The following is a 5,860-nucleotide window of genomic DNA, read 5'->3' on the forward strand; positions in this document are numbered from 1 at the left end:
GGATGCGAGAGATCTGTCGGAACAACCCTGACAACCAGATTGTGGAACTTGCCGTGGGGCAAGTTAGCCACGCTTGCGTCAGATAGACAAGATTTGAGAGAACGAATCAGTACCCTATTTGCTCAAACAGTGGCTGACAGCCGCCGCCCTATCAACGAGGTGGATTTGTGGAGTTGGGGATCCCTCGTGGGGGCACTTTACAAATCCGCGCTGGCCGGCTCATTGTTAACGGGAACCGTGCCCTCTGCTCAAGACTTGCGCTGGCGCTTGCTCAGCGTTCGGGTTGACGGTCTGGGATACATCTCCAATGTTGCCCGAGTGCCAGATCTACTGGCTCGACAAAAGTTACTGTCCGATGCTCTGGATCAAGTACGCACGTTGCTTGAGGTGGAATATCCCCTTGGAAGCGAGGTTTATCGCGACCAAGACGGCAGTATCTTCGTCGTACCTGATGTGCTCAATTTGCTCACAATCCCCGATGACCAGGGAATGACACTGGAAGCACAAATCATCCACACCTTTACAAAAAAGATCGAGGGCGATCTCTCGCCAGTAGTGACTTTGGAGCAGTCTTCCTGGTGGGGACAAGATCCAAATTGGACGAAAAACGCGACGACAACTAAAGACGAATTGCCTGATGTCAAGGGTATGTTGATCAAGCCTGCTACCACCCAAGCCGATGCTCAAATCATTGAAGGCTTGTGGCAAGCCAAAGCAGACAACCTGGAACTCTGCCCCGTCTGCCGTCTGCGTCCCATGCGGGAGGGCAAAGAGGCGTGCGAAACCTGCGAGCGGCGCCGCGATTCGCGCATCGCCACATGGGAACAGAACCCCGCGCGAACCATCTGGATGGACGAAATCGCCGACCACAACGACCGCGTGGCGCTCCTCGTGGGCCGCTTCGGGCTGGACGACTGGCTCTCCGGCGACCTGGTGCAGACCATGCTGGTCAGGGCCGCGGAGAACGCGCCTGAGCAATGCACCCCCAAGAATCCTTCCCCCGCCCGCCTGCGCCGCGTCTGGGAGACCTGCCAGCGCTTCTGGACCGAGACGGTGGAGCAAAGCATCCTTGCCGGGCATACTTACGGCCAGGGCCAGGACGCCGCCTTGCGCTGCGTCCGCCGGCTGATCACCCCCGACCAAAAGGCCGGCTGGAGGGGAAATGTCCCCTACGATGGCACAGTAGATGGCAAGGCCATCAGCCTCCTCTGGCACGCAGAAGCCCAACATTTCGTCACCATCAGCAACCTGCAGTTGAGTGGGGAGATCAAACCGGGCCAGGTCATCCGCCTTGACGATCCGGACAATCCACGGCGCCAGTTCACTTTTGCCGTTCAGGAGGCGAAGCCGGCGCCGGGTGCAATGGCGGCCTACAAGCCCTATCTCCCGCTTCTGGCTTCCCCAGACCAATTCCTGGCCCTCGTCCCCGCCGCCGAGGCGCTGGAGATTGCGGACGACATCCGCCAGGAATACCAAAAGCAATTCGGCAAAGTCCAGAACCGCCTGCCGCTCTTCCTGGGCCTGGTCTTCTTCCAGCGCAAGACCCCTCTGATGGCGGCGATGGACACTGCGCGGCGGATGCTGGCAGCACCTCTCAACGAAGAAACGTGGACGGTGGCGCAGGAGGTTACCAACGGTCACATCGTGTTCACGAACGGCGTTGAATGGAACGTTCCAACCGTGATGGGCGACGGCACAACGCCGGACCCCTGGTATCCCTACTTTTTCGTCGCGCAGTTCGCCGATAGCACACCGGATCACCGACGGTATCGCTTCCAACACAATCGCCGCTGGCTCGTGCATGTGAACGACTTGAAGGAAGGCGACGTGGTTCAGGTTACCCCCTCGCGCTTGGCCTACCTCTTCCTGGAAAGCACCGCCCAGCGCTTCCACTTTGACCCGGAAAAAGACGTACTGCTGCTGGATGAACTCCCCCGCCTGATGGACATGTGGGACGCCTTGAAGGGAAGCGGCATCACCGATACCGGCCTGCGCAACGTGCAGGCGCTGCTGGAAAGCAAAGGCTCCGCCTGGGACAGGGACGGCGAAGAGTTTGAGCACCTGACGCGCACAACGCTCAAGGAGGCCAGTCTGTTTGAACGCAAAGACAAGGAGGGCAACCCCTTACCCGATGTGATCACACCGCAAGACGTAACGAGTGGCCGCTTCGCCCACTGCCTGGAACTCCACCTGCACATTCTCAAACTGAAACTAGAAAAAGCAAAAAAGAAGGAGGCTTGAAATGACTTGTCAACCTGACGTAAACAAGTATTACGCCCTCGCTCTTGACCCGATCCACGTGGGCACGGGCGGGATGCGCCTGGGGCGCGTGGACATGAGCATCGTGCGCGAGCCGGGGACCAACGTGCCCAAAATTCCCGGCACCAGCCTCTCCGGCGCCGCGCGCACCTACGCCGCCATGCAGGAAGAGGGCAAGTTCCCCCACTGCGCCGGCCAGGGGCAGGCCGACACTGGGCGAGGTTACCAGGGCCACTGCGGCCGGCCCGATTGTCCCATCTGCGTTACCTTTGGCTTCAGCAAGGGCGACCAGGGCAGTTTCCAGGGTCTGGCGCAGTTTTCCGACGCGCGCCTCGTCTTCTTCCCCGTCCACTCCCTGGCCGGGCCGGTCTGGGTAACCTGCCCGGATGCGCTCAAAGACCTGGAAATCCCCGGAGCCGAGCCGGAGGATCATCAGGTGCGCGTGGCAAGTGGCGTCAAAGCCAGCGGCAGACTCAACCTGGGGTGGCTGATGCTGGATGTAGCGAGCAACGACTTTGCGCTTCAAGATCAAGTGCCCAATGTGCCGCAGGACATTCTCAAGCACGCCGTGCTGGTTTCCAACAAGATGTTCGGCCACATCGTCAACGACAACCTGGAGGTGCGTACCTCGGTGAGCATTGACCCGGCCACCGGCGCCGCGGCCGAACGCGCGCTCTTCACCTACGAGGCCCTGCCCCGCGCCAGCGTGCTCTATTTTGAGGTGGTTGTCAGTGACCCGCAGTTCTACAAGATCGGCGACAAGGCGCCGCTCCAGAACAACGGCGGCAAGCAAAAAGTCATTAAGACCGTTGAGAAAGGCCTCACCCTCTTTGAGTCCCTTGGCGTGGGCGGGATGAACACCCGTGGCATGGGCCGGCTGCGCGTGCTGAATCTCAGCGCGGGAGGTGCGGAATGAGCACTCAGAATCTGGACCAACTCTGCGCCAAATTCGGCTGGAACATTGCCGACGAGGTCCACCAGGCCATCGGCAAGAACGCCGAAAACCACATCACCAAATCGCTGGGCGTGCTCCAAGAGGATGGCGTCTATGCCTTTTTCCTCTACCAGGCCTCGCGCGGCCAGCGGGAAAAGCCAGGCGCCGGCAAGTTGCGCGATCAGGCCAGAGAATTGTTGAAAGAGGCCGGCATCAAGGGCTTTGAACACGCCGGCGAGCCTCTGGCAGCCGTGCGCGAGTACCTGGCCTCCGACCTGGATCAACTCCTGCTCGCCAAGCGCCTGCTGGAGCAAGCCCTCATCTACGCGCGCTATCACGCCAAGGCGCTGGAATAGGAGGCGGGTATGGCCTGGACCCTATACACGGCAACCTACGAACTGCGCAGCCCACTGCACATCGGCTATCACAAGGTGGGCAACCTCCAGCGCACGCGCTACTACATCCCCGCGCGCAACCTGTGGGGCGCGGTAACCGAGGCCCTGACCCGCCGTGGCTTTTCCACCACGGACGTTCCGCAAGGCGACTATCAGAAGATCGGCGAATGGGTCAAGGCCCATTGCGCCTTCGGCTACTGGTTCATCCAGGACAATGGCGCGCCGCTTCACCCCCGCTATGGGGAAAACGGCCTGAAATACGGCGACCTAACCGCCGCCGAGTTTGAGCGTCGCTATCTGGACGCCCACGTTACCACCGCGCTAGATCCGGCGACGACTTCGGCCCAGCACGGAAGCCTGCACGAGGTGGAGTTCATCGCCCCGCACAACCGAGATGGAGCGCGGACGCGCGTCGGCGGCTGGGTCTTCCTGGACAAAACACTGGACTGGCCCGCCTGGCTGGGCGATTTGCGGGTCGGCGGCGAGCGGCGCTACGGCTTCGGGCAGTTGCGCCTGGTCTCATTCTCCGAAGGGGATAACCGCGAGTGGCAACTGGATGGCGGACGTCCGTCCATCAAGCGCAAGCCCGGCGAGCCGCTGTTGGCTCACACGCTGGTCCAGAATGTGGCCGCCCGAGGAACCATTGAACCCCTCGTAGGACGCGAGACCCACGGCGATAGCCGGCGCTTTGGCATGCGCCTCACCCCGGCGCAGGTCTGCTGGGTGCCGGGGTCGGTCGTTGAACAGGATACGCGGTTCACGCTGGAACCCGACGGCGTATGGAAACCGGAGGCCTAACCCGCCATGAACGCCATCATCGTCTACGACATCCCCGACGACCGCCTGCGCGCCAAAGTCGCCGACATCTGCCTGGACTACGGCCTCCAGCGCATCCAATACTCGGCGTTCCTGGGGACGCTGGCGCCGTCGCGGCAGGAAGAACTCCTGATGAAAATCAAAAAGCGCGCGGGGAAAAAAGAGGCCAACGTCCAAATCTTCCCCATCTGCGAACGATGCTGGGCCAAAAGACAAGTATGGGTACAGAAAGCGAAGAAGAAAGCCTCACCTTCCGGGTCAGCGACCTAAAACAATACTTCTTCTGCCCGCGCATCGTGTACTACCACCAGTGCCTGCCCAAGGTGCGCCCCACCACCTTCAAAATGCAGATGGGCACCGAGGAAGGACGGGCCGAGCACAGGCGCGAAGAGCGCCGATCCCTTCGCGCCTACGGCCTGCGGCGCGGCGAGCGATTCTTTGACGTCGCCCTCTACTCCGCGCGACTGGGCCTGCGCGGGCGCCTTGACATGGCCATCCGCACCGACGACAATGCCAGCGGCACCCTGGAGGCCATCCCGGTGGACTACAAACTCACGGCCGGGCGGGTGGTGACCCATTTCGCCCTTCAGGTCGTAGCCTACGGAATGCTGCTGGAGGAAGCGTGGGGCATCCCATCGCATCGCGGATTCCTGTACCTCATCCCCGCGCGACGGGCCAGACAGGTGGACCTGACGGCCGAGATGCGCGACCGCGTCCGCCAGGCGGTAGAGGCCATGGCCGACATCGCGCTCCACGAGCGAATGCCGCCCCCGCCTCGCAAGCGGGGCAAATGCACCATCTGCGAATTTCGGCGATTCTGCAACGACGTCGTCTGAAGCGCGGGCCGACGCCGGGCATTTTCTTTTTGCCCGGCGACCTTCGCAAATGAGACCGATTTTTGCGCAAAAACCGATTTGCGATAGAATTGCACATTAACAACCGAGTCTAGACCCGCAACCCCGAAAAACGCACTCTGTAGGCCTCTAGGAGCCGCGATGGCGCGCGGAGAGCCAAAAAATGGCCTTTTTGGGGGGACTATAGGGGGTGGGTTGCAATGCCACGATCCGAGGATAGGATACTGAAAGTGAGAACCAGCCACGCCAGCGCGCAGGCCACCGCCGGTTGCAATGCCACGATCCGAGGATAGGATACTGAAAGTCTCCTTGACCGCAACCTTACCATCTGCATACATCGTTGCAATGCCACGATCCGAGGATAGGATACTGAAAGATAGTCGCCCCATCACCCTCGCCGCGCAGCCAGGGGTTGCAATGCCACGATCCGAGGATAGGATACTGAAAGGCATCGTGGCGACGAGCATTAGCAAGGGGCTTGAGGAGTTGCAATGCCACGATCCGAGGATAGGATACTGAAAGTATCCGCGACGCGCATGATGGCCTCGCCGTGGTCGGTTGCAATGCCACGATCCGAGGATAGGATACTGAAAGTGCGCCTT

At 61.0% G+C, this 5,860-nt stretch carries 6 protein-coding genes and 1 CRISPR repeat array; all 6 genes read left to right on the plus strand.

From position 1 onward, the window contains the following. Nucleotides 1–129: 129 nt before the first annotated feature. The 6 genes from H5T65_13740 to cas4 are packed head-to-tail and all read left to right on the plus strand — an operon-like array spanning nt 130 to nt 5,240. Nucleotides 130–2,241 carry a hypothetical protein gene (locus H5T65_13740; protein MBC7260291.1) on the plus strand — a complete coding sequence of 704 codons (2,112 nt, stop codon included), beginning with the start codon at nt 130–132 and terminating at the stop codon, nt 2,239–2,241. Nucleotide 2,242: 1 nt separating this feature from the next. Continuing rightward, on the plus strand, nt 2,243–3,175 hold the full coding sequence (gene cmr4, locus H5T65_13745) for a type III-B CRISPR module RAMP protein Cmr4 (GenBank protein MBC7260292.1): 933 nt from the start codon (nt 2,243–2,245) through the stop codon (nt 3,173–3,175). Then, on the plus strand, nt 3,172–3,549 hold the full coding sequence (locus H5T65_13750; protein ID MBC7260293.1) for a hypothetical protein: 378 nt from the start codon (nt 3,172–3,174) through the stop codon (nt 3,547–3,549). The genes cmr4 and H5T65_13750 overlap by 4 nt, the downstream gene beginning before the upstream one ends. 9 nt (nt 3,550–3,558) lie before the next feature. Beyond that, nucleotides 3,559–4,386 carry a hypothetical protein gene (locus H5T65_13755; GenBank protein MBC7260294.1) on the plus strand — a complete coding sequence of 276 codons (828 nt, stop codon included), beginning with the start codon at nt 3,559–3,561 and terminating at the stop codon, nt 4,384–4,386. Nucleotides 4,387–4,392: 6 nt separating this feature from the next. Further along, nucleotides 4,393–4,674 (plus strand): CRISPR-associated endonuclease Cas2, encoded by a 282-nt coding sequence (cas2, locus tag H5T65_13760; GenBank protein ID MBC7260295.1) that lies wholly within the window; start codon nt 4,393–4,395, stop codon nt 4,672–4,674. Continuing rightward, entirely contained in the window at nt 4,623–5,240 is a 618-nt protein-coding gene (gene cas4 / locus H5T65_13765; GenBank protein ID MBC7260296.1) for a CRISPR-associated protein Cas4, read from the plus strand. The genes cas2 and cas4 overlap by 52 nt, the downstream gene beginning before the upstream one ends. A 212-nt stretch (nt 5,241–5,452) precedes the next feature. After that, a CRISPR array of direct repeats spans nt 5,453–5,852; the repeat unit is 37 nt; unit sequence GTTGCAATGCCACGATCCGAGGATAGGATACTGAAAG. The last annotated feature ends 8 nt before the right edge of the window (nt 5,853–5,860 follow it).

The sequence above is a fragment of the Chloroflexota bacterium genome (assembly GCA_014360805.1).
In the GTDB taxonomy this organism is placed as follows: domain Bacteria; phylum Chloroflexota; class Anaerolineae; order DTLA01; family DTLA01; genus DTLA01.

Bases quoted from the DNA above. Each gene is read 5' to 3' on its own strand.
- cmr4 (MBC7260292.1), top strand. From the start codon at position 2,243: ATGACTTGTCAACCTGACGTAAACAAGTATTACGCCCTCGCTCTTGAC.
- H5T65_13750 (MBC7260293.1), top strand. From the start codon at position 3,172: ATGAGCACTCAGAATCTGGACCAACTCTGCGCCAAATTCGGCTGGAAC.
- H5T65_13755 (MBC7260294.1), top strand. From the start codon at position 3,559: ATGGCCTGGACCCTATACACGGCAACCTACGAACTGCGCAGCCCACTG.
- cas2 (MBC7260295.1), top strand. From the start codon at position 4,393: ATGAACGCCATCATCGTCTACGACATCCCCGACGACCGCCTGCGCGCC.
- cas4 (MBC7260296.1), top strand. From the start codon at position 4,623: ATGGGTACAGAAAGCGAAGAAGAAAGCCTCACCTTCCGGGTCAGCGAC.